The organism is Bartonella sp. CR84HXZ (assembly GCF_042194535.1).
Lineage (GTDB): Bacteria > Pseudomonadota > Alphaproteobacteria > Rhizobiales > Rhizobiaceae > Bartonella > Bartonella grahamii.
On the sequence record NZ_JBHIMY010000005.1, the window covers coordinates 94,088 to 115,475 of the forward strand.

Sequence of the window (21,388 nt, forward strand, 5' to 3'; positions counted from 1 at the left end):
TAACATAAAATCCGTTGGGCAGTTCTATTTTTGCATTAAATAAAAGTATAAGTTGGTACCATAATAGATTTGCTAGTTCCCAATATTGCAACAGCCTAGGCTTTGAAATGCTGCATAAGAGATCACTGTCTTGTGTTTAAGTCAATTTTTATCTCTGCTTTTGATGCACAAGTGAATGGTATTGATATGGCACTTTATGAGAAGGATAAAAATGAGAAAATCTTATGATATTGGGAGCTCTTATTCAGATTGCAAAACGCTCAACTATTATAAATAAAGGGTGCAATTATTATTATAAATAATGTTTTATCTAGTGAGACTTTTAGCACTTTGTGATTGTACTTTGTGTGCTATAGAGAACGTTTTTTTCACTTCAGTTTGAAAAAAGTTATCCTAGAGAAAAATTATATTAGACTAAATTAGTTATATATATTTATACCTTTCTTGGTGATGGATGAAAAAATAGTTATAAAAAAGAGAGCGTGAAGAAGACAATTTCTGAATCTCTTATTATAAACCGGAGTAGCATGTTGTTTTTATAGGAAAAAAATAAAGCTGTCTGATTGTATAGGTTAAGCTCAGTATTATTTTCATAAATGATGACAAAGAATATGTTTATTTTTAATGGACTAACGGACAAAATGATTATGGATGTAGTTTATTATTGAATTATGATAGCAAAAATGCTTGGAAATTTCTTTGGTGTTGTTATTAAGTCCATTTTTTCTTTTTTTATAAGTTTCATAGGGGCTTTGGGGGGCTGTGTGTTGCAATAAGTTATTGATTGGGAGAAATTGCTATTCATGACACAGAGAACAGTTACATTAATAGCGGGGCCTACTGCAAGTGGTAAGTCAGCGCTTGCTTTACAAATGGCTCAAGAAAAAAATGCTCTCATTGTTAATACTGATTCAATGCAGGTTTATGATGTTTTAAATATTTTAACAGCACGGCCTACGGAGGCTGATATTGCGATTGTTCCACACTATCTCTATGGCTATGTGAGTCCTACTTTGAATTATTCAGTAGGGCAATGGTTGTGTGATGTCGAGAAGCTATTGGCAACTTTTTCTTTAAGATCGGTTATTTTTGTTGGTGGAACAGGGCTTTATTTTCGTGCTCTTTTAGAAGGGCTTTCGGAAATACCTCATATTCCAGATGCTGTACGGCAGAAATGGCGACTTCGGCTTGATAAAGAGGGAGCTGAAAGCCTTTACCGCCAATTGTTGCAAGTTGATGCTGTTCTTGCTGAGAAAATTTCTTCGCAAGATGGTCAACGTATTGTTCGTGCTTTAGAAGTTTATGAGGCAACTGGTAAGAAGCTCAGTTGGTGGCAGAAGAAAAAAACGCTTCCTCTGATTTCGTCAGATTGTGCAGAAAAAATTCTTCTTATGCCACCACGTCCTCTGCTTTATGAACGTATTCATAAACGTTTGGATTCTATGATTGAAAGAGGAGCTTTAGAAGAGGCGATGATCATGAAGAATCTTAAGCTTTTCCCTTCATTACCAGCAATGAAGGCTATTGGTATACCTGAATTTATAGCTTATTTGGATGGATATAGAAGCTTTGAGAATGCTCTTGAAGCGGTGAAAATACAAACGAGGAGATATGCAAAAAGACAAATGACATGGTTTCGTAATCAATTTGATGAAGAATGGATGCTTACTTTTTGATAAAAGAGCTAGAGCTTTGTAAAGAAACTTTCGAAAGATAAAAGATAATTCGTGAAAAAGAATTTTTTAGAAAATAGAATTTTTTATTGACGAATGGTATCAATGGAATTAGAAATCTTTCTACAAGGAAATTTTTATATATTTTATACGTTGGAATAATGGGGGTGATCATACAGTGTGTGTTGTGTAATGGGCTCCTTTGGGGTCTTTTTTTATGGGCTCCGTTAGGGGCTTTTTTATTGTCCTATCAAGTAGGTGAGTGGGAAAAATGAGAAATGATCCAAGAAAGCAAGAGAGTGCAGATGGAAAAATAATGTCGGGGGCTGAAATAGTGGTTCAGGCTCTTATAGATCAAGGGGTTAAACATATTTTTGGTTACCCTGGTGGGGCTGTTCTGCCTATTTTTGATGTTCTCTATCACCAAGATACACTCCAGCATATTTTGGTGCGCCATGAACAAGCTGCAGGGCATGCTGCTGAAGGTTATGCACGCAGTACTGGAAAGGTAGGTGTTATGCTTGTGACTTCTGGTCCAGGCGCAACGAATGCTGTTACACCTTTGCAAGATGCTCTTATGGATTCTATACCTCTTGTTTGTTTTTCTGGTCAGGTAGCGACAACGATCATTGGAACAAATGGCTTTCAAGAAGCTGATACGGTTGGAATTACAAAGCCCTGTACGAAGCGTAATTGGCTGGTTAAAAACGTCAATGATCTTGCGGCTATTATTCATGAAGCTTTTTCTCTTGCTCAATCAGGTCGTCCTGGACCGGTTTTGATTGATATTCCTAAGGATGTTCAATTTGCTTCAGGAATTTATAGAGCGCCTCAAGTGCCGACATTTATGCATTCTTATTCAAAATCGAAAGGGAATGCGCAGGCTATTGAAGAGGCTGTTTCTCTCTTAGTAGAAGCAAAGCGTCCTGTTATTTATTCTGGTGGTGGTGTTATTTCATCGGGGATGGAAGCTGTAAAGCTTTTGCGCGATTTAGTTCAACTGGGTGATTTTCCGATTACATCAACACTCATGGGGCTTGGTGCTTATCCCGCTTCTGGCAAAAATTGGCTTGGAATGCTTGGGATGCATGGAACCTATGAAGCTAATATGGCCATGCATGATTGTGATGTCATGTTGGCTGTTGGAGCACGATTTGATGATCGTATCACAGGGCGATTGGATGCATTTGCACCTCATGCGCGTATTATTCATATTGATATTGATCCTTCTTCTATTAATAAGATCGTAAAAGCAGAAGTTCCACTTATTGGTGATGTGGCTTGTGTTTTAGGAGATATGACGCAACTCTTAAAGATACAGCAACCAGCGTTTAACAGTGAAGTCCGTGAGGCGTGGTGGACGCAAATTAATCGCTGGAGATCACGCAATTCATTGGCATATATGGAAAAAGAAGATGTTATCATGCCACAATATGCTCTTGAACGGCTTTATGCACTAACCAAAGATGCTCGTGCTTATATCACAACGGATGTCGGACAGCATCAGATGTGGGCAGCACAGTATTATCATTTTGATGAACCAAAACATTGGATGACTTCTGGTGGTCTTGGAACGATGGGGTATGGTCTTCCGGCAGCTATCGGTGTTCAAATAGCCCATCCTGATGCGCTTGTTGTGTGTATTTCTGGTGATGCCTCCATTCAGATGAATATTCAAGAACTTGCAACAGCTATTCAGCATGGCACACCTGTAAAAATTTTCATTTTAAATAATCAGTATATGGGGATGGTTCGCCAGTGGCAGCAATTGCTGCATGGTAATCGTCTTTCTCATTCTTATACGGAATCTATGCCTGACTTTGTGAAATTGGCACAAGCTTATGGAGCCGTGGGAATTCATTGTTCAAAACCCGATGAACTTGATGATAAAATTCAGCAGATGATTGACAGTGATAAGCCTGTTCTTTTTGATTGTCGTGTTTATCATTTAGAAAATTGTTTTCCTATGATCCCATCAGGATGTGCCCATAATGAGATGTTATTACCCGATGAGGCAAGCGAGGAAGCTGTTGCAAATGCTGTTTCTTCCGAGGGAAAGATTCTTGTATAAAATTAATATGTTAACAAAATAGTGAAAGATGGTGATGATGAAGTCTTTGAATTCTTTGAAGTCTTCATCTCTGTCTCTTCTTTGTGGAGAGTTCCTATTATCCTTAGAGCTCATTTTATGATTTTCATTCTTTGTTTAAAGACATGGGGTGTATTATTATTTGTACGCGATGTTTGTTTTTTTAATTCATATGTTCACATTAATAGCTATTTCGTTGCATTTTTTAGATAATACATTGAATTATCTGTTATAAATTAATTATGTTGTCTCATATATGAAAGATTCCATCGTGCAAGAAAAAAAGCCACCGTGCTTGAAGGGTGCGACCATGCAAACCGTCATGCCTATGAAAACAATAGAAAAGTTTGTCACTATGTTTTGGTTTCGCATTATGAAATTGCTCCAAATCGCTCTTTCAAGGGATTGATAGGAAAATCCCCCTAGCGGCTTGAAAGGAAGGGCAAAAATAACGAAGATCAAATGCAGCCATAGAAAATCAATTAGCCACCATAGCTTATAATCAGGTAGTAATCTCACCTGATTATGCGGGGGAGATCTATATATATGAGATGTGTAGTCAATATATATAAACCGGAATAATACTCAACATCGTATCATTATCAGGACATTAACATTGAAAATTAAATATTCTTTCTTTTATTTGTTCTACATATTTATGATTCCATAAATCTACAGACACAAACACTCTTTGAATCCACCGCATTGGATTTTCATAACTATCAAATGATCCAAAAAATTTATCTCTAGAGTGTAGAGCCATTTTGTTATCAATGTATAATAATCTTCTTGGTTGTACATCAATTCCAAAAGATACAGCCTTCATAGCTTCATAAAAATGATTTAAAGCTTCCTTAGCTTTTTTTGACTGTGGCTCTAACATGCCCGGATAAAAAACAGCGCTGATATCTGGGAATTCACCGTCCCCTTGAACTAGGGGCACTTTACTTGTAGAGGTTACCCCATTTTTCTCCTCTATAAGGAATATTAATTATATATAAATTATCGCTTAAGCTGCTCAAATCCTTCTCAATTAAAAGTTTTAAAGCTAGACGTGCACCAGATATTCTCGTTAACGGGCCATCAACATCATTGCGAACACCAGATAAAAATATCCCTTTAGGAGATAAATTTAAACCCTTTATAAATTTTAGTGCAGCATTTTCTATATGAAAATCTAACTCAACTTCAGATCCTAATCCTGTATAATCTTTTTTATTATCTTCTAAAGGAACTAGGTTATTTACTATATATTCGCCTTCAAACTTAATTGAATAAGGCTCTCCGATCAATAAAGAAAACATCATAATTAAATTTTTGCTAATATAGCCACTTTTACAAGACGCATCTAAATTATAAGGATTAGGTGACGTATTAATTGGTCTATCAATTGGAAGGTTTTCAAAGATTAAATGGTCTCGGGGTAATAGACACCTTTTGATTCATAAGAATTGTCAATATTCTATGTGATAGCAGCGAAAATGCTATTTTTTAGTTCAACCGAATATTCAATACACCCGTATGGATCATAAATAACGTGGTCTAAAGTCTACCAAAGTTTATCTCTTTCGACATTGCTTAATTCAAAAGCATTTTCATTTATCATTATAATTTCTTCCCCAATTATATTTCCCTATTTTTTTATTAAGAAAAGTGAAAAAACAATAATTAAAATTAAAATCAGCCATGTTAGCAAATAAGTGTCTGTAAAATCTTGGATTAATCCAAATAATGGTGGAGCAGTAATAATTGCGATTTGATTTACAGACATTGCTAAACCCAGAGAAAAGCCAACGCTTTCTTTCGGCGAAGAGTCTACAATATAAGCAACCCAAGGGCCATACCATCCTATTCCAAAAAAACCTAACCAAGCAGATAAAATAGTTAAATAAATTATGGATCCACTCATGCCTAAAATTAATATTAAAAATCCAAAAATTACTGCAATCATGCAAAACAAGACAGGAAAAAATCGTCCTTTTCTACAATGATCACTCCACGCTGCTAAAATAATTCTTCCTAAGGCACCAGAAGCCTGTAAAACAAAAAACAAATAAGCACTTTTATCTAGAGACAGGTGATAGATTCTATAAAAATAGATCGTTATAAAAATGGTTAAAACATATTGAACGATCACAAGTGAAACGCCTGAAAAAATAATATTCTTCATATGCGGTGCAGCCAACATCGCAAGACGAGATCTTATATTTGCATAGAACGAAACTCTTGCCTTGCTTTTTGGAACGATAGCTACAACTTTTGCTGGTGAGTGATAAAAAATAATAAATATACATCCACCTAAAAAAGAAACTATGGCACCGACCAAAAACGCACCTTGTATGCCATAAACAAGCGCACTAGCAGGAAGAACTATCCCAGCTAATGCCCCACCTAATGGTAGTCCCGCCTGCCTTATTCCCATTGCAAATCCGCGCTGCGATTGTGGAAACCATGAAGAAACAGATTTAGCGCCACCGGGTTGAGCAGAACTATAAAATCCCCCTACAATGAGCAAACAAACCAAAAGGGAAATATAGTTATCTGCGATTGCTCCCAACAAAAGAGCGACAGAAACGCCGACCGCGCCAACTCCAACAATATAGCGCTCGTTAAATTTGTCTAGTAATTCACCAGCTACAAGTAACCCAATAATAGGTAGGAACTGTGCTGCTGAAGACAGCAAACCTATCTGAGAGTCACTGAGCGAGAAATTTTTCTTAAAAAATTCAGCTAAAGGACCAATCCCTTGAACAAAGAAGCAGGCTGATGCTTGAGCGATAGTGGCAACAAGCAATACAATCCATCTATAATAATTTTTTTCTATAAATTTATTATTGCTCACTATACTCTCCCTCCAATTAAAGTGTATTCCAATAAAGTGGACTTTTTTCTAATAATGATTGCAACAATAAATCAGGTATTTTATGCTGATTACATAAAAATCTGTCAATACGATTGGTATTAATATGAAAGCTAAGGAATATGCTTAATTTAAGGAAATAAGCTATTATGTGTCGTGCAAATTTGATAGGCTAGCGATATAAGATAAATTTTACAAACATTGGTTCAGCTGGCATTAAACGCTCTTCATAAAAGATGCTATATTTTGGCAAGCTTTTTCAATATAATTCTCAAAGCTTTCTTCAGTCACATAGCCCAGATGCGGCGTGCAAAGAACTCTATCTGATTGCAATAATTTGCTCTCATATACCGGCTCGCTGTCATAAACATCCAGTGCAAAGTAAGTTGAATTTTCCAAACTTAGTATTTTTTCTATCGCCCCTTTTTCAACCAAAGCTGAACGCGCTGTGTTGACAAAAATAGCATGAGGTTTCATGCTCAATAGATCATCTAATTGAATGATTTCTCTGGTTTTATCGCTTAAGCGTAAATGTACGGATATAATGTCAGGACGTGTAAAAAATTCATCTTTTGAATGCGTAAAATGATAACCTAAATTTTTTGCTTCTTGCGTTGAACGCTCGCTCCCATAAACCAAAATGGACATGCCAAAAGCTTGAGCATATTGAGCAACCATTTTACCAATACGCCCAAACCCGAATATTCCAAGAGTAGCCCCTTTCATTTGGTTGCCAAATGTTGTTTGCCATCGTCCTTTTTTCATATCAGACACAGATTTACAGAGTTTTCTACGCGCAGACATAATTAAGAGCCACGCAAATTCAGCAGCAGAAGTTGGATCTCCACCACCGTCTAATATTTCAATTCCTAAGTCTCTACAAGCTTCTATATCAATATGTGAACCTATAGGGCCTGTTTGGCAGATTAATTTTAAATTTGGCAGTTTCAGGAGAAGATTTCTATCAACTATAGTCCGCTCTCTGATTAAGATAAGAATATCTATCTCTTTGAGCTTATCTTCTAAATCACATTCTTTAGCTAAATTATTTATAACCAGCACTTCATGCGATTTCATTAATTTTGTAATAGACTGTAATGTTAGGGTGGCTTTTTGATAGTCATCTGGAATTAATATTTTCAATTTAAATCTCCCGTTTCATTCATCAATATTTGAACTCATTATTTCATTTCTAAAACAACCAAAAAGCAATCTCACCGCTGATATTTTGACATAACGCCAAGCCTATTAACAAATTATACCCCTTGATTTCATTATTATTTCTAGCAATAAGAATAGCATTAATCATTTATTTTTTATAAACTTTAAAACATTGCGACAAAAAGAAAAAGTTTGACTCAGTAGATGGAGAATTGCGCTTTTCTCATATTCTAGAGGACGGATCTGAAGTGCTACGCTGGACTGAAACCCATGTCCCAATTTTCTTATAATAGACTACCAAGAAGGCCATACTTACGAACCAGATTTTATTGTCGAAACAGAAAAAGCTACATATTTGTGCGAGATAAAGCGCGCTTCATATAAGCGTGATGTCTCTCTTTATTCGTTGAGATATAACTTATTTGTAGCATGAAGAGTAAATTTATTAAAATCATGATAAGAGGGAGATAGGAACTTTATAGGTGTATCATCATAGGATTAAGTAGTTTTGTTGAGAGCTATTTCTGCCAAAAGGTTTTTGATATATGTAATTATTATTTCGTAATAGTGGATGTACTTTATTTTTATGTGCAAGAAAGCTGAGTGATTGTGTAAAATAGTATTCATAAAATTACATTATTCTTATCCTGTTAAGGACATTTTTTCTAGAGAGGGTTTTGCAATTGCAATGCTCTTTTTTTCATTCTAAATTTTGGTTAGAAAGAGCGTATATAGGTATTATTTTAAATTTAAGATATGTATATTCCATTGTTGCTGTTACTGTTGTAGAAAATGATATTTTATTTGATAAGTATAAGGTGTTACCAAGAAGATCGATGTATAGATAAAATTTAGATTTTTACTATATCTTGAAAAAGCAATGGGTAAATAATTGATAATTGTGCTACGAAAGTTGTTAGATGGGCGTGTGTCAGCAATTCTTAATAAAAAAGTTTTTCTTGATAGTCGTTTTTTTTCAAAATACTGCTCTTTTTATGCAAATCTTATGTTGGTAAGCTATGCAGTTTTCACGGGAACAGGATAATGCATTGAAGGCTGTTGCTGCGTGGTTGAAGGAAGGGCGTTCTCCACTTTTTCGCCTTTTTGGCTATGCGGGGACGGGTAAGACAACGCTTGCGCGCTATTTTGCAGAAACAGTTGATGGTTCTGTCCAGTTTGCTGCTTTTACAGGGAAGGCGGCACAGGTTTTACGCTCTAAAGGTGCAAGCAATGCTTGTACAATTCATTCGTTGATTTATTGTCCGCGTGGGGAAGAAGAAGTTTCCGATGAAATTACGGGAAAGAAGTCTATTGCTCCAACATTTACTTTAAATCGAAGGAGTGCAGCTGCACAAGCTAAGCTCATTATTGTCGATGAATGTTCGATGGTAGATGAAAAATTGGCGCGTGATTTAATGAGCTTTCGGACGCCAATTCTTGTTCTGGGTGATCCAGGTCAATTGCCTCCTATATCAGGTGGAGGATTTTTTTCCAATGGAGAACCAGATTTTCTTCTCTCAGAAATTCATCGGCAAGCGCGGGATAATCCGATTATTCGTTTAGCTATGGATGTGCGTGAAGGACGCGATATTGCTTATGGTGACTATGGAGAAGCGCGCGTTGTTACACGTAAAGAGGTCAATCAACAATTGGTTTTGGATGCTGATCAGGTATTGGTAGGGGTTAATCGTACGCGCTACCTTTATAATCAGCGTTTGCGTGTGTTAAAAGGATTTACAGCAGATTATCCGCAAGCAGGAGATAAGCTGGTGTGTTTGCGAAATGATCCTACTAAAGGTTTGTTGAATGGCTCTTTATGGAAGGTGATGACTTCACAGAAGGAAACAGTTAAACCAAGTATTAATCTTCTTGTGAAACCAGAAGAAAGTGAGCGTGGGGTAGCAAAGATTAAACTGTTAAAAGCAGCGTTTGAAAACCCTGATCAAGAAATTTCATGGCAATTAAAAAAGCGATATGATGATTTTGATTATGGGTATGCATTAACGGTTCATAAAGCGCAAGGTTCTCAATGGAATAACGTCGTTTTGTTTGATGAAAGTTTTGCATTTCGTGATATGTATGCGCGCTGGCTTTATACGGGAATTACGCGCGCAGCAGAACGTTTAATGATTGTTCGATAGAAAAAATATGTATATCATCTAAGTTTCAGATGGAAAATGCCTTTTTTCTATCTTGTTACACATTATAGAAAAATGGAAATGGGCATGGCGGTAAAACTTTCGGTTAATCTTAATGCTGTTGCTGTTTTGCGTAATCGACGTAATCTTCCGTGGCCAAGTATCACGAATATGGGGCATATAGCGCTTGCTGCTGGAGCGGCAGGTTTGACGGTTCATCCACGCCCCGATGAAAGGCATATTCGTTTTGCGGATTTGCCAGATATATATTGTTTAATCAAGAATACTTTTCCTACAGCTGAGTTTAATATTGAAGGTTATCCAAGTGATCAATTTTTGGATATCGCTGAAAAGTATGCTGATCAGATTACCCTTGTTCCTGATGATCCAGATCAGTCAACATCTGATCATGGTTGGAATTTTGCTCATGATGCAGAATTTTTAACACCTATTATTCAGCATTTGAAAAAAAGAAAGATTCGTGTATCACTTTTTGCTAATCCTACTATCGATGGTCTTGATACTGCTAAAGCAATAGGGGCTGATCGTGTGGAGTTTTACACGGGACCTTATGGTGGTGCATTTCAGGATAAGATAAAACAGGATCAAGAGCTCAATAAACTTGTTTTAGCAGCAAGAAGAGCAAAAGAGTTGCAGTTAGGTATGAACGCAGGGCATGATCTGACGCTTATGAATCTTCCTGCTCTTGTCAAAAACATTCCTTGGCTTGATGAAGTTTCTATTGGTCATGGGCTCATTGCCGATGCATTAGAGTATGGAATGCATGATACTGTTCAGCGTTTTATCCGGTTATTATCGTAATCTTTTTCTCTCTATAAAATTGAAAGAGAAATTTTTATAAAGCTTTGCCAATTTATCTTTAAAAAATAATATATGTTTAGATAAATAGCACTATTAGCGTGCATTATAAATATTCTATTGTTGCTCTGTTTATTGGTTGCTTTCTATCTTTTGTTTTGAGTGTATGCGGTGTTTTTTATTTGTACTATCTATTAGGGAGAAGAAATAGGGTTTGGAAAGTGTTTTCCTTATAAAGAAGTGCGTAGGATTTTAATGGATCAATACACAAATTTTCTTGATGTTTGAGCTCATTTTACGGGTTATCTGTAAATAGTATAACGTAAAATCTTCATGAATGATATGAGTCTATTGCTATCATCATTTTATTGGCTAATTCAATGTTGTGGCAGTTTTGGGCATATAAGGGTTTTGATGATTTCATCATGAATAGATTTAAAATCAGAAAATGCTTTTTATGAATAGGCTTAATGCAATAAGAGCTGTCAAATAGAATGATGATATCGACTTGTAGCTTTATGAAGTAAAGAGAGTGGTGTGTAATAAATCTTAGGCGATTATAGGGGATTCTTGAAAAGGGCTCGAGCACATTAAAAGTTTTTTTATAAGGCGCCATAAATGAATAACATAATGGCAGTATGGGGGTGTTCTTTTTCGCGTGAGAAGCGCGGATATTAAAGAACGTAAAAAGTAAAAACGTCCTCTCTATTATTCTAAAGATATTGTTGTATATGCTTTTGAAGATTGTATTAAAACAACACTTGTTATTTTGTAATTTTTCTTGCTATCCGTATTGATTTGGTTCATGTTAACAATTGTATATTGTATCTTAATTTTTAGAATATAGGGTTTTGTTGCACGATAGAAGAGTAAAATATTAGCAAATATATTTTCTTTAGAAATCTTGTTTTGTGTAATTATTGTTTTTGTGGAATAGCAGTTGAAGTTGATTTGGGGATCCGTATATGTTTTGGGAATGTTTGGGGACTACAGTTTTTTTATGCAATATGTAAACTTTAAAAATTATTCAATTGCTATGTTCTTATAAGCGGTGTTTTTTGTCTTTATAAGTGTGTGATGCACTGAAGATAATGTTTCTTATTTAATAAAAATAATCTGAAATCCAGTTTAAATAGAAAAAGAAGGAAGTTTTTTTATGCGTGTTTATTATGATCGTGATGCGGATGTTAATCTTATTAAAGGGAAAAAAGTAGCCATTGTTGGTTATGGTTCTCAAGGGCGTGCGCACGCTTTAAATTTGAAAGATTCCGGTGTTAAAAATGTGCAAATAGCTTTACGTTCAGGGTCGGAAACAGTTAAGAAGGCTATGGCCGATGGTTTTGAAGTGGTGAGTGTTGCGGAAGCTGCAAAATGGGCAGATCTCATCATGATGGCAACACCAGATGAATTGCAAGCTGATATTTATAAAGAGCATATTCATGATCATTTACGTGATGGGGCGGTGATTGCTTTTGCGCATGGTTTGAGCATTCATTTCGGCTTAATTGAACCTAAAAAAACAGTTGATGTTGTGATGATTGCTCCTAAAGGTCCAGGTCATACAGTGCGCAATGAATACCAACGTGGTCGTGGTGTTCCTTGCTTAATAGCGGTGGCACAAGATGCTTCAGGACATGCTCATAATGTAGCATTGTCTTATGCATGTGGTCTTGGTGGTGGACGTGCTGGGGTAATTGAAACAACATTTAAAGAAGAGTGCGAAACTGATCTTTTTGGTGAACAAGCGGTTCTCTGTGGAGGTCTTGTTGAACTGATTCGAGCAGGTTATGAAACATTAACACAAGCAGGTTATGCACCGGAAATGGCTTATTTCGAGTGTTTACATGAAGTTAAACTGATTGTTGATCTCATGTATGAAGGGGGCATTGCAAATATGAATTATTCGATTTCCAATACGGCTGAATGGGGCGAATATATGTCTGGTCCACGCGTGATTACTGATGAAACAAAAGCAGAAATGAAGCGTATTTTGAAGGATATTCAGACGGGTAAATTTACGTCAAATTGGATTCAAGAGTATAAAGCTGGTGCAGCTCATTTTAAAGGCATGCGGCGTTTAAATGATAATCATCCTATTGAAGAAGTTGGTAAAAAACTTCGTTCTATGATGCCTTGGATAAAGTCTAATGCTTTGGTTGATAAAGAGCGTAATTGAAGCTTCTAAAGAGATATTTTGTTAATAGCTTTTATAATTTTATAGATAAATATCAAAAAAGGGTAACTTTAGTTACCCTTTTTTATATGTTTTTTGCAACATAAGCTTTATTTTTTAATTTTTTGCATAATTCTTTCTTCCAAAAAGAAAGTATACAATTCCTAAAAATATGAACCACGCTGGAGTGTATTTTAAAGCTATGGCAGTATCAGCTTCTAATGATAATAAATAAATAATGAATGCAAAGAAAACAAGAAGCGCCCAACACATAATAACACCTCCTGGCATTTTATAAGGAGAGACAGTATGCTGGAGAGGACGATTACGACGATAGACGATATAGCTGATCAAAATGATAGACCATACAAATATAAACAAAATTGCGGCAATCGTCGTAACAATTGTAAAAGCAGCTATGAGGGTTTGAGATAACGATACAATTGCATAACCAAATAAGATGCATAAACATGAAAAGAATAATGCGTTGGCTGGAACGTGGTTACGAGAAAGTTTTCCTAGAAATTTAGGAGCACCTTTTTGTGTTGCTAGCCCATATATCATACGGCTGGTAGAAAAAATTCCACTATTTGCTGAAGATGCGGCAGCTGTGAGGACAACAAAGTTCATCAAACCAGCAGCAGTTGGAATACCAATAAGTGCATACATTGTTACAAATGGGCTTTTTTCTGGACTGATTTGATTCCACGGTGTCACAGACATAATCACAAGAAGAGAGAATATATAAAAGAATACAATGCGGATTGGTATTGAATTAACAGCCTGTGGTAAAGCTTTTTGAGGCTCTTGTACTTCAGCAGCAGCTGTTCCAGCGAGTTCAATGCCAACAAAAGCAAAAATAACAATTTGGAATCCAGCAAAAAAGCCTGTAATTCCTCGCGGAAAAATATTTCCACCATTCCATATATGGCTAAGAGAAGCAACCGTGCCGTTTGGAGAGACAAAACCGGTAAAGATCATATAAAATCCTACAACAATTAAGACTAGAATTGCTACGATTTTGATAAAACCAAACCAAAACTCAAGTTCGCCAAATAGTTTTACGGCGACGAGGTTAAGAATTAAAAAGGACATAAGACCAATTATAACAGGAATCCACGAATTGAGTTCAGGCCACCAAAAGTGTGTATAAGTGACAATAGCAATAATTTCAGCAGTTCCGGTGACAATCCAACATAACCAATATGTCCAGCCGATAAAGAATCCGGCACACGGACCTAGAAGATCGGTTGAGAAGTCAATAAAAGATCGATATTGTGTATTAGAAAGCAATAACTCTCCCATAGCACGCATGACAAAGTATAGAGCACAACCAATAATTGCATAAACGAGTAGAATTGAGGGTCCTGCTACACTGATTGTTTTTCCTGATCCCATGAAGAGACCTGTTCCAATAGCACCACCGAGGGCTATAAGTTGTATGTGTCGATTATGTAGTCCACGTTGCAATTTCTTCTTAGGTTTTTTTTCTAAATTTTGTTTGTTCATTTTTGGGAAGTTCCCCTTAGTTATTTTTAAATAAAAATTATCCTAAAAAAGGTAATGCCTTCTATCGGAACACGCTATGGTTAAGGAGTAAAGGAATTTTTTTCTATGACTATATGTCAATAAAGAAAAAACATTATAAATTAATGGAATAATTATTTTATACATAAGAACTAAAATATAAATTATATTATATTTTTTATGTTTTATACATAAATTATAAACATTATATATTATTTATTATTTATAATAAATAATATTATTTATTATAAATAATAATTTATTATTTATATATATTTTATTTGCAATTATTTTGTAATAAATCATTATATTAAATAGCTTTCATTTAAAATTATTTATTAATAAATATTTTCCTTTACAGAAAAATATAAATAAAATTATAAATTTATTAAATTTAAATATTTGTATATAAATATAATAATATTCAAATTGTTAAAATATTATTTAAATATTAAAAATATATTTTAAATTTAAATTTAAATATTTATATTTAAAATTTATTATAAATAGAAAAATATTTTCATAGAATCTTTTTTTATTGTAGATAGCTATTAAGATATATTCTGTTTAGAGCTGTATTTTTAATTTTGCTAAAAAATTGAATATAACTTTTTGGGGGTGGTTTTAGATAAAAGCTCATGTTTTATTAATAAACAATATCAGTGAAGTTTATAGAGAATTCTTCACAGAATAGCGCGTTTCTTATCCTATAATGCAGTAAAATACTGTTGTTTAGAGTAGTGATATAAAGCATATAAATTTTTACATATTAAGTATTTTTAGAATGTGTGGTGAGTATTCAGGGTAGGGCTAGCCCATAGAGCCTTATGTAGGTGAATCATATAAGTGGTCAGCAGGCATCTCTCTTAACAAAGTCGGATTGTTTACAAACCAAGACTTGCGAGGAATCCTCGTCTTTTGAGGTATGAGGAGGAGGTTAAGTAGAAAAAGGGTAACTTTAGTTACCCCTTTTTGAGATGTTTTGTATAGATTTTATTTGTTCTTTGGAGAGATTTTTTTTCTTATAAATATAAAATACATTATACCTAAGAAAATAAACCAAAAGATACTGTATTTTAAAGCTGTTAGGGTATCATGTTCTAATGTCAATAAATAGAGCATGAAAGCAAAAAAGACTAACACGATCCCGCACATAATGACACCTCCCGGCATTTTGTAGACGGATTCAGCATGTAGATGAGGGTGATTGCGACGATACACAATATAGCTAATCAAAATGACGGACCATACGAATAAAAATGCAATCGCTGAAATGCTCGTCACAATTGTAAAAGCACTTATGATGCTTGGAGATGATGATGCGATTGTGTATCCTACTAAAATACATAGGCAGGAAAAGAACAGAGCATTGGCTGGAACATGGTATTTGGAAAGCTTCCCTAAAATTGGAGGAGCACCTTTTTGTGTTGCAAGCCCGTATATCATGCGGCTAGTCGAAAAAATACCACTATTTGCTGAAGAGGCAGCCGAGGTGAGAACAACAAAATTGACCAAACCAGCAGCTATTGGAATGCCTGCAAGCCAAAACATGGAGACAAAGGGACTTTTTTCTGGAACAATTTGATTCCAAGGAGTAACGGACATAATCACAGTGAGAGAAAGGATGTAAAAGAGTACAATACGCACCGGTATTGCATTAATTGCTTTAGGGAGAACTTTTTTAGGTTCTTTAACTTCAGCTGCCGTTGTTCCAGCAATTTCTATACCAACAAAAGAAAAAATGGCAATTTGAAATCCAGCAAAAAAACCTGTAATTCCTCGCGGGAAGATATTTCCATCGTTCCATACATGGTTAAGAGAGGCAACAGTACCATTTGGAGAGGTAAAGCCTGTGGCGATCATATAAAATCCAACAATAACTAATGCCAAAATTGCTACAACTTTGATAAGACCAAACCAGAATTCAAGTTCACCGAACAATTTTACGGCAAGGAGGTTAAGGATTAAAAAGAAACCAATGCAAGCAAAAACAACAATCCATGGATTAAGTGTTGGCCACCAGAAATGCATATAGTTAATGATAGCAATAATATCTGCAGCTCCAGTTACAACCCAGCTTAACCAATAGTTCCAGCCCACAAAGAAAGCGATTCCTGGTCCTAGCATATCGGTTGAAAAATCAATAAGGGACCGGTATTGTGAATTAGAAAGCAATAATTCTCCCATAGCACGCATTACAAAATATAGGGCACATCCAATAATAGCATAAACGAGTATGATGGAAGGGCCTGCTACACTAATTGTTTTTCCTGATCCCATGAAGAGACCTGTTCCAATAGCTCCACCGAGGGCTATAAGTTGTACGTGACGGTTATCTAGGCCACGTTGTAGTTTCATATGAGGACCATCTTTTAAATTTTGTTTACAGTTCATTTTTTGGGGGTTCCCTTTAATTATTTTGAGATTAAATTACACTAAAAAATGCATCATTCTGTATCGAAGCATGATATAAATGAGGTGTAAAGGAAAAAAACGTTTTTTATGATTTTGTGTGGATAAAGACAAGAATATGGTTTTAGGAATATGGTTTTGAAAAAAGAGGATGTTTTCCTCTTAAATAACGTAACAGATATTTGAATAGGGAGTTTTTTAATTGTTATTATTCATAATGGTGAGAGTTTTAATTTTGGCTCAAATAGCGCTCAAGAGTTCTCATCTTAGTTTAAGAAACAGTTTTTAATGATAGAAAATTAAAATGATTTTTAAAATCACTTTTTGTTTGTATGATGCTATCATAAATCAAAAAGTTACTTTTGTTTCATAAACGAAAAGAGGAATATCATAGCTTATTTCTTCTAAAGTAATTAATAAGGATTTTGTTTAGATATTGATAACATTTTATAAAACGTTGCGAGAAATTCACATCGTTTACACAAAAATCCTTGAGACTATGATAAAGAAATGCAGCGTAATTCAGTTATACAAAGAAAAAACTGGGGATTGTATAAGCTCTGTTAGAGGTTGAGCTATTCATCGTGAGAGACAGAATCAGAAAAAGATTGCTTTATTAGCTTTGCAATTTGTTATCAAAAGATAAAACTATCCAAAGAAAATGAAAAAAGAAAACAGAGATAAAACTGTTCCTGTCGCTATATTAATCGCACCTTTTATTCGCTGCTTTTTTAAAGCGGAGCTGGCAAATGATATAAAAATGGTCATCAAGGTAAACCATGCAAAGATGTTGAAGGAATGTATGGTTACAAGTTCAAAGCCTTTTTTAATGCCACCACCAGAAGATAAAAATTTCGGGAAGGCCGCTATATAGAATATTGATACTTTGGGGTTTAGTATTTGTGTCAGAAAGCCGTCTCTGTAGCTGGTTAAAAGCTTTGTTTCACTCGTAGCATGCTTTTCATTCGTTGAACTTCTTTCTTTTGAATTTAAGTTGTGTATTCCAGATTTAATTGATTTAAAGCCCATGTATAATAAATAGCTGCCATCCATGAGTTTTACTAAAAAAAACAGCGTTTTGTTGTTGAGAATGAGCGCTGATACACCTAGTATGGAAAATGCCCCCCATGCACATATGTTGCTGTACACAATCCTAAAACGTTTACAAATGCGTTCTTTCTTCCTAATCTCGTTGCATTATCGATGATAAGGGCCATATTCGGCCCCAGTAAGATGACTAAAATTAAGTGAGATGACTAAAAAAAATAAAACAATGAAAAAGGTCAGTATTTGATGATTCATTTTACTTTTAGCTCTGAAATTAATTGATTTTCGAGATACAATTCTATTCTGTCAAACTGAGAAAGTTTTCCGACACCCTGTGGAGTGCCTGTGTATATGAGATCACCACGTCTTAGCTGAATGTAGTGACTTAAAAATGAGATTATCTTCTCAAAGCTAAAGATCATATTTTTCGTATTGCCAACTTGTCTTGTTTCGCCATTCAACTTCATTGCAAAGGTTATTGGGTTGTTTATTTTTTCCTTGTTTATGAAGTCAGAGACGTATGCAGCGCCTTTAAATCCTTTCGATAAAAGCCAAGGAAGCCTTTTTCCTTTCAGTTTTGTTTGCAAATCCCGCGCTGTGAGATCAAGACCTATTGCTACGGCATCATAGCATTTTTCTGCTTCTTCCTCCGTGACCATGAAAGCGTCCTTTGAGATTTTGAGCACAATTTCAGTTTCAAAATGGATTTCTTTGGAAAAATCAGGGAGATAAATTTCATTGCCTAAGATGAGTGAACTGTTTGGCTTGCTAAAGATAACAGGTTCCTCTTCAACAGTATTGCCTAGTTCATGAACATGTTCAACATAATTGAGTCCAACACAGTAAATGTCATTTATCATAGGAGCCCTCCAAATTTTTAATTTTTTCTTTGTATAGGCAAGAGAGAACTTTGCAAACAACATTTTTTCTTATCTCGTGTTGTGCGTTTTCTGAACAAGAGGCATTGTGTGGGTTGATAACTAACCACGATGACAGCCCTTAGCATTGTCTCTCTTTTGAAGAGTGCCCAATCTTACAGTTTTTGAGAGATAAGAAACACTGCTTTCATTTTGGTTGCTAATCGCGTGAAATTCCTTTAATACTTTAAAGGTGTTTTTGGTTGTCTAGGCAGCGATCAGTAGGGTCTGAAAGCCCTAAAGTTTGATCATAAAAATGAGCCCACTCTGTGGGTGTATCGGAATTCTGGGAGATTTTTCTATGTCCAAGTGCGATGAGCACTAAAAGCAAAAAAGCTGATTCAAACTCAGTACTTTCAGGCTTCCGGAATACGAATGCGAGGGCGCTTACATCTGCACAAGTCCCCTTGCTTTCCTTTGCGGTATGTTCTGATACATGAATTGGCAAGCGTCGTAAAACACAAGATGATGCTGTCGAACTCGATGTTTCAGATCTCGCTCTACCAGCTACCAACTGATGCTCAAAAACTTTGAGAAAAAGCAAATAAAGCCTTAGCACATGCAATGACCGTGGTGTTTGCTACTTACCAATCAATCCAAGTGATTGCGGATGAGCAAAAGGAATGTGATTTATCCGAATTTGATCTGATCATTTGTGATGAAGTACACCGTACGACTGGGGTTGTGTTGGGAACAGACAAACGTGAATCTGAATTTATCAAGGTTCACGATAACAGCATCATTCGGGGTAAAAAACGTCTGTACATGACAGCAATCCCCAAGGTCTTTACGGATAATGCCAAAAAGCAAGCCAATGAGATCAATGCCGTTCTGGCTTCTATGGATGATGAAGAACTCTATGGAAAAGAGCTTTATATCTATACATTCTCTCAAAAGCCGTTAAGAATGAACTTTTATCTCCTTATAAGATTATTATTTTGGGTGTTGATGAAGAGGAAGTAAGTCAATCCATTCAACATCTGATAACAGATGAGAATTATGGACTTATTCTTGACGATAAAACCAAGATCATAGGCTGTTATCAAGCCCTTGCTAAAATAGATCTGAAGGTTGACTTGAGTGATAACCCAAATCTCATGCGTCGGGCTTTGGCTTTTTGTAAAGATATCAATAGGTCTAAACGTATCCGTGATACATTCAATTCTAAAGAAATACAGAAAGAATTATATGATCTTCATAAGGCCCATAAAGAGACTCCGCCTTTTGACTGTAAATTTGCTCATATTGATGGAACACAAAGTGCCAAAGAACGTAATAAAGCCCTTGATTGGCTTAAGGAAGATGCGGGGGAGAATGTTTGTCCGTGTTTGCTCACCAATGTAAGATATCTCTCTGAAGGAGTAGATGTCCCTGTTTTTGATGCGGGTTATGTTTTTACATCCCCATAAAAGTCATGTAGATGTCATACAGGCGGTGGGGCGTATCATGCGTCGTGCAAGGAGAAAAAAGAGAGGCTATATCATTTTACCCGTTGGGGTACTTGCCAGTGTTTTTGCTCGTGAGATGCGTCCGTTTGGTTCTCTGATACATCCTTTAATTCGAGGGCGTCCGCGTTTTGTACGGTTTTTTCTCTTTGACATATTTTATCAGTCAGAATGGGATAGCATCATTAAGAGATGCACTATGATCAGCAGCACCTGAAACGATAGCATAATTTGGGGTAGTAATGGATGAAGGAGTAGGGGATGCCGATTGATCTTTCTTTGCATCAAGTAAATATAATTCGCCTTTAAATTGTGGCAAGATAATCTCTGTTGAGTAACGTCCATACCCATTTTTATCTTGCCATTTGCGTGTCTGTAATTTGCCTTCTACGTAAACCTTTGAACCTTTGTTTAGATATTGAAGTGCAATTTTTGCCAAATGTGGATTAAAAATCACAACTGAATACCATTCTGTTTTCTCTACTTTTTGATTGGTCTTTTTATCTACATAGCTCTCAGAAGTCGCTATACTAAAATTGACTATTTCTGTACCAGAATTCATTGTTTTGCTTTTGGGATTAGCACCTAAATAGCCAATTAACATCACTTTATTTAGCATGTTGTCACTTACTTTTTTAATAATTTTTTCAATTATTTCAAAATGATATTATTATTTTTTAACATATAAAATTATGTTTTTTATCTTTTGATAAACATAAAGCCACATCACGCAAATGACATGGCTTTCTTTTTGCTGTTTAAAAGCATAGTGTCACAAATGCTAGCATTGACCACAAACCTGAGCATTATCAGAAATATAGGCATCATTATAAATCCATGCATTACCACCAACCCAGCAATTCCCTTCGTGACTTAAATTGCCCTCATGCTCTATAAAACCACCCAAGTCATCCGCTTTTACATTACCAAAGTCTCTTAATGCACGTATGCGATAAATAGTTCGAACTCAATCACTTAAAAGATCTTTCACTGTTTTCATTTCATTTGTTAATTCATATTTTTTTTGCAAGAGCTTGCTTTTGAAAGGAGGGGGTATCATTTGCAACAGTAGCAATAATGGAGGTCATTTGATTTTTAACTATAGCGTTCATGCTAGTAATCCTTAA

15 protein-coding genes and 1 pseudogene are annotated in these 21,388 nt (G+C 35.4%); 6 read left to right on the top strand and 10 right to left on the bottom strand.

What is annotated here, in order from left to right:
* Positions 1 to 803: 803 nt before the first annotated feature.
* A complete protein-coding gene (gene miaA, locus ACFIKD_RS03735) occupies positions 804 to 1,676 on the top strand; it encodes a tRNA (adenosine(37)-N6)-dimethylallyltransferase MiaA (RefSeq protein ID WP_375636184.1) in 873 nt (290 codons plus the stop codon).
* Between the two features lie 268 nt (positions 1,677 to 1,944).
* The gene (locus ACFIKD_RS03740) at positions 1,945 to 3,744 is read left to right on the top strand and encodes an acetolactate synthase 3 large subunit (RefSeq protein WP_375636185.1); all 1,800 of its coding nucleotides are present in this window, start codon (positions 1,945 to 1,947) and stop codon (positions 3,742 to 3,744) included.
* Positions 3,745 to 4,372: 628 nt separating this feature from the next.
* On the opposite strand, the gene ACFIKD_RS03745 is transcribed toward ACFIKD_RS03740, so the two are convergent.
* The 4 genes from ACFIKD_RS03745 to ACFIKD_RS03760 form a co-directional block, all read right to left on the bottom strand.
* Positions 4,373 to 4,705: a hypothetical protein gene (locus ACFIKD_RS03745; RefSeq protein WP_375636186.1), complete on the bottom strand. Its 333-nt coding sequence runs from the start codon at positions 4,703 to 4,705 to the stop codon at positions 4,373 to 4,375.
* 1 nt (position 4,706) lies between these two features.
* On the bottom strand, positions 4,707 to 5,069 hold the full coding sequence (locus tag ACFIKD_RS03750; protein ID WP_375636187.1) for a hypothetical protein: 363 nt from the start codon (positions 5,067 to 5,069) through the stop codon (positions 4,707 to 4,709).
* 326 nt (positions 5,070 to 5,395) lie between these two features.
* Positions 5,396 to 6,604, bottom strand: coding sequence for an MFS transporter (locus tag ACFIKD_RS03755; protein ID WP_375636189.1), 1,209 nt, complete (start codon positions 6,602 to 6,604; stop codon positions 5,396 to 5,398).
* A 234-nt stretch (positions 6,605 to 6,838) separates the two neighbouring features.
* A complete protein-coding gene (locus tag ACFIKD_RS03760; RefSeq protein ID WP_375636190.1) occupies positions 6,839 to 7,765 on the bottom strand; it encodes a D-2-hydroxyacid dehydrogenase family protein in 927 nt (308 codons plus the stop codon).
* Positions 7,766 to 8,802: 1,037 nt separating this feature from the next.
* Between ACFIKD_RS03760 and ACFIKD_RS03765 the strand changes: the two genes are divergently transcribed.
* The 3 genes from ACFIKD_RS03765 to ilvC all read left to right on the top strand — a co-directional run bounded on the left by ACFIKD_RS03765 (position 8,803) and on the right by ilvC (position 12,916).
* Positions 8,803 to 9,924: an ATP-dependent RecD-like DNA helicase gene (locus tag ACFIKD_RS03765; protein ID WP_375644771.1), complete on the top strand. Its 1,122-nt coding sequence runs from the start codon at positions 8,803 to 8,805 to the stop codon at positions 9,922 to 9,924.
* Between the two features lie 84 nt (positions 9,925 to 10,008).
* Complete coding sequence (locus ACFIKD_RS03770; protein ID WP_375636194.1) at positions 10,009 to 10,743, top strand: pyridoxine 5'-phosphate synthase; 735 nt, start codon at positions 10,009 to 10,011, stop codon at positions 10,741 to 10,743.
* A 1,153-nt stretch (positions 10,744 to 11,896) separates the two neighbouring features.
* Positions 11,897 to 12,916 (top strand): ketol-acid reductoisomerase, encoded by a 1,020-nt coding sequence (gene ilvC, locus ACFIKD_RS03775; RefSeq protein WP_375636196.1) that lies wholly within the window; start codon positions 11,897 to 11,899, stop codon positions 12,914 to 12,916.
* Positions 12,917 to 13,030: 114 nt separating this feature from the next.
* Here the strand turns inward: ilvC and ACFIKD_RS03780 are convergent, their stop codons facing one another.
* From ACFIKD_RS03780 to ACFIKD_RS03795, 4 genes are all read right to left on the bottom strand, one after another.
* Positions 13,031 to 14,422 carry an amino acid permease gene (locus ACFIKD_RS03780; RefSeq protein ID WP_375636198.1) on the bottom strand — a complete coding sequence of 464 codons (1,392 nt, stop codon included), beginning with the start codon at positions 14,420 to 14,422 and terminating at the stop codon, positions 13,031 to 13,033.
* A gap of 1,011 nt (positions 14,423 to 15,433) precedes the next feature.
* Positions 15,434 to 16,834 carry an amino acid permease gene (locus tag ACFIKD_RS03785; RefSeq protein WP_375636200.1) on the bottom strand — a complete coding sequence of 467 codons (1,401 nt, stop codon included), beginning with the start codon at positions 16,832 to 16,834 and terminating at the stop codon, positions 15,434 to 15,436.
* Positions 16,835 to 17,500: 666 nt separating this feature from the next.
* Complete coding sequence (locus ACFIKD_RS03790) at positions 17,501 to 18,001, bottom strand: LysE family translocator (RefSeq protein ID WP_375636202.1); 501 nt, start codon at positions 17,999 to 18,001, stop codon at positions 17,501 to 17,503.
* A 149-nt stretch (positions 18,002 to 18,150) separates the two neighbouring features.
* Positions 18,151 to 18,759 carry a fumarylacetoacetate hydrolase family protein gene (locus ACFIKD_RS03795; RefSeq protein ID WP_026500535.1) on the bottom strand — a complete coding sequence of 203 codons (609 nt, stop codon included), beginning with the start codon at positions 18,757 to 18,759 and terminating at the stop codon, positions 18,151 to 18,153.
* 455 nt (positions 18,760 to 19,214) lie between these two features.
* Here ACFIKD_RS03795 and ACFIKD_RS03800 point away from each other — a divergent pair.
* A pseudogene (locus ACFIKD_RS03800) lies at positions 19,215 to 20,340 on the top strand (helicase-related protein); the annotation flags it as partial.
* 87 nt (positions 20,341 to 20,427) lie between these two features.
* Here ACFIKD_RS03800 and ssb read toward each other — a convergent pair.
* Together ssb and ACFIKD_RS03810 are read right to left on the bottom strand one after the other, a co-directional pair.
* Positions 20,428 to 20,880: a single-stranded DNA-binding protein gene (gene ssb / locus ACFIKD_RS03805; RefSeq protein WP_375636206.1), complete on the bottom strand. Its 453-nt coding sequence runs from the start codon at positions 20,878 to 20,880 to the stop codon at positions 20,428 to 20,430.
* A 162-nt stretch (positions 20,881 to 21,042) separates the two neighbouring features.
* Positions 21,043 to 21,168, bottom strand: a complete 126-nt coding sequence (locus ACFIKD_RS03810; protein ID WP_375647252.1) for a hypothetical protein — start codon at positions 21,166 to 21,168, stop codon at positions 21,043 to 21,045.
* Positions 21,169 to 21,388 lie beyond the last annotated feature (220 nt).

What these genes read in the sequence shown, in the direction of transcription:
- miaA (WP_375636184.1), top strand. Translation starts at nt 804, where the DNA reads ATGACACAGAGAACAGTTACATTAATAGCGGGGCCTACTGCAAGTGGT.
- ACFIKD_RS03740 (WP_375636185.1), top strand. Translation starts at nt 1,945, where the DNA reads ATGAGAAATGATCCAAGAAAGCAAGAGAGTGCAGATGGAAAAATAATG.
- ACFIKD_RS03750 (WP_375636187.1), bottom strand. Translation starts at nt 5,069, where the DNA reads ATGATGTTTTCTTTATTGATCGGAGAGCCTTATTCAATTAAGTTTGAA.
- ACFIKD_RS03765 (WP_375644771.1), top strand. Translation starts at nt 8,803, where the DNA reads ATGCAGTTTTCACGGGAACAGGATAATGCATTGAAGGCTGTTGCTGCG.
- ACFIKD_RS03770 (WP_375636194.1), top strand. Translation starts at nt 10,009, where the DNA reads ATGGCGGTAAAACTTTCGGTTAATCTTAATGCTGTTGCTGTTTTGCGT.
- ilvC (WP_375636196.1), top strand. Translation starts at nt 11,897, where the DNA reads ATGCGTGTTTATTATGATCGTGATGCGGATGTTAATCTTATTAAAGGG.
- ACFIKD_RS03780 (WP_375636198.1), bottom strand. Translation starts at nt 14,422, where the DNA reads ATGAACAAACAAAATTTAGAAAAAAAACCTAAGAAGAAATTGCAACGT.
- ACFIKD_RS03785 (WP_375636200.1), bottom strand. Translation starts at nt 16,834, where the DNA reads ATGAACTGTAAACAAAATTTAAAAGATGGTCCTCATATGAAACTACAA.
- ACFIKD_RS03795 (WP_026500535.1), bottom strand. Translation starts at nt 18,759, where the DNA reads ATGATAAATGACATTTACTGTGTTGGACTCAATTATGTTGAACATGTT.
- ssb (WP_375636206.1), bottom strand. Translation starts at nt 20,880, where the DNA reads ATGCTAAATAAAGTGATGTTAATTGGCTATTTAGGTGCTAATCCCAAA.